The 729-nt window shown below is 56.9% G+C and carries 1 protein-coding gene; it reads right to left on the bottom strand.

Annotated features, from left to right (window positions below):
- The coding region (locus tag ACXJKH_RS21625) for a sensor histidine kinase (RefSeq protein WP_457322463.1) at nt 1-657 on the bottom strand (657 nt) is incomplete at its 3' end.
- Between the last annotated feature and the right edge of the window lie 72 nt (nt 658-729).

Raw genomic sequence — 729 nt, 5'->3', positions numbered from 1 at the left:
CGATGCCCCAGCCCCATGCGCCAGTACCAATCTCTTCCTGAGGTGGTCCAAGCCAATCCCCAGACCGCCTGATGAGCGCCCATTGACCGAGTTCACCACACTGATGACAAGATCCCCGTCTTGAAGGCTGGCGCCAATCTTGATCTCGACTGCCCCGTCAGTATCCGCGCCGTGCTGGATGGCATTTTCCAAAAGCGGTTGCAACACCATCGAAGGGACGGATGCATCCCAGGCACCGGGCTCGATCTCCGCAACGAACGTAATGTTGCCGGACAGCACCTGATGCAACTCGATGAACTCAGCGCATGCCCCAATCTCGTCCCTCAAAACCACCGCAGGAGCRCTTTCCAGCAACGCTCGAAGCAAGTTTGCGACATGCCCTAAGGCTCGATCAGCTTTGGGAGCATCACGATATCCAAGCTCGCCGATGGCATTGAGCGCGTTGAAGATGAAGTGTTGGTGTAGCCGTGATCGCAGTGCTTCTTCGTTCAAACGCGCCAGAAGACTCTCTCGTTCGCTTTTCAGGACCGTATGCGCCAACAGCTGCCCTACCCCCATGACAGCGACATAAAGCGGTATGGCAAATAGAGCGGTGGCCACCAAAGCACGCTGACTGCTGTGCAGATCCGACTGCCCTTGCCCAGCAAGTCCGAACATATTCAAGAAGCCATGCCCCAATCCCCAGCCCGCCCCTGTTAGAAGGGGAATCGCTGGAAGACCGAACAATAC

It is taken from the genome of Stenotrophomonas sp. P5_B8 (genome assembly GCF_054049855.1).
The sequence above is the reverse complement of the archived record's forward strand: the minus strand, read 5'-3'. Positions and strand labels throughout refer to the sequence as shown.